The organism is Pararoseomonas baculiformis, from assembly GCF_017813395.1.
In the GTDB taxonomy this organism is placed as follows: Bacteria; Pseudomonadota; Alphaproteobacteria; order Acetobacterales; family Acetobacteraceae; genus Roseomonas; species Roseomonas baculiformis.
This window is the reverse complement of record NZ_JAGIZB010000095.1, coordinates 1-1,664: the sequence shown is the minus strand read 5'-3', so window position 1 is coordinate 1,664 and position 1,664 is coordinate 1. Positions and strand designations below refer to the sequence as shown.

1 protein-coding gene and 1 pseudogene are annotated in these 1,664 nt (G+C 67.1%); both read right to left on the bottom strand.

Features of this window, described 5'->3' with window-relative positions:
- Window positions 1–108: 108 nt before the first annotated feature.
- Window positions 109–768: pseudogene (gene istB, locus J8J14_RS24710) on the bottom strand (IS21-like element helper ATPase IstB); the annotation flags it as partial.
- On the bottom strand, window positions 758–1,664 hold a 907-nt coding region (locus tag J8J14_RS24705; RefSeq protein WP_408896645.1), incomplete at its 5' end, for a Mu transposase domain-containing protein. The gene J8J14_RS24705 and the pseudogene istB, both read right to left, overlap by 11 nt.

The window sequence follows — 1,664 nt, the reverse complement described above, 5'->3', positions numbered from 1 at the left end:
CACCAAACGGTCAAGGGACAGCCGTGGCAGATCCACCTCCCCGACGAGCGGATCGCCTTGTTGAAAACGCAGGTGCGACGGAACAGCGGTTCAAAGAAGGAGGCATCATGACACCCTCGGCTCTCCGAAGATGGCAGCCCACTCACTGAAGCCGAGATTGGTGGTGATGATGACGCTGGTCTGCTCGTAGAGCTTGCTGAGCAGGTGGAACAGCAGGGCGCCGCCCGAGGCGCTGAACGGCAGGTATCCCAGCTCATCGAGGATCAGCAGGTCGGTGTGGAGCAGGCGGGCGGCGATCTGGCCGGTCCTCCCGGCCGCTTTCTCCTGCTCAAGGGCATTGACCAGTTCCACTGTGGAGAAGAACCGCACGCGCTTGCGGTGATGCTCGACGGCCTGGACGCCGAGCGCGGTGGCAACGTGGGTCTTTCCTGTTCCTGGCCCTCCGACCAGCACGATGTTGTCGGCCTTGTCCATGAAGGCACCGGCGTGGAGCTGGCGGACCAGAGCCTCGTTGATCTGGCTACTGGCGAAGTCAAAGCCCGCCAGGTCCTTGTAGGTGGGGAACCGAGCAGCCTTGAGCTGGTAGGCAATGGAGCGGACCTCCCGCTCGGCGATCTCCGCCTTGAGCAACTGCGACAGGATGGGGATCGCGCTCTGGAAGGCGGGGGCGCCCTGCTCGGTCAGTTCGGCCGCTGCCTGTGCCATGCCGTGCATCTTGAGGCTGCGCAGCATGATGGTGATGGCGGCGGCCGCGGGGTCATGACGCATGATGGCCTCCCTGCCTCGGACGCAGGCTGTCATAGCGGGCGACGTTGGCCTTGGGCTCCTGTGTCAGCACCAGGGCCTGGGGCGCCTCGATCGGCGGCACCTGAGGGGTTGTGCCATCGGTCAGCCGGTGCAGCAGGTTGAGGATGTGGGTCTTGGTGGAAACCCCGGCCTGCAGCGCCATCTCCACGGCGACCAGCACGGCCTGCTCATCGTGTTGGAGCACCAGGGAGAGGATCTCCACCATCTCTCGGTCGCCGCCAGCCCTGCCGTGCAGCTGACCCTGCAGTTGCCGAAAGGCCTCGGGTAGCTCGGCGAAGGGCGCGCCGTTGCGCAGGGCACCGGGCTTGCGCTGGACCACGGCCAGGTAGCGCCGCCAGTCGTAGATCGTCCGGCCCTGCCCATGATGCGAACGCTCGATGACCCGCTGGTGCTCGCAGATGACCGCCCCCTCAGCCACGACCACGATGCGGTCGGGATAGACCCGCAGGCTGACCGGCCGGTTGGCGAAGGAGGCGGGCACGCTGTAGCGACTGCGGCCGAAGTGCACGAGGCAGGTGGGCGAGACGCGCTTGGTCTCGTCCACGAAGCCGTCGAAGATCCGCCGGACCGGCATCAGGCAGCCCACCTCCTGCCGCCAGGTCGCGGCGACGCTGCCTGGCTCAACCCCGTGCGGGATCTCCTCCCAGAGGGTGAGGCATCGCTGTTCCAGCCAGGCGTTCAGCGCCTCTAGGCTGGCGGCCTGGGGCATGGGCTGCCACAGCCGGTGCCGGGCGTGTAGCGGCTGAGTGAATTCTCCCCGGAAGTGCTGGCTGAAAATTCCCCAGTTCAGCGCGACTGCCCGTGCCCGGGGGCAAGCCCCGGGCACGGGCGGCGCCGGCCATGCCCCAGGATGCCGA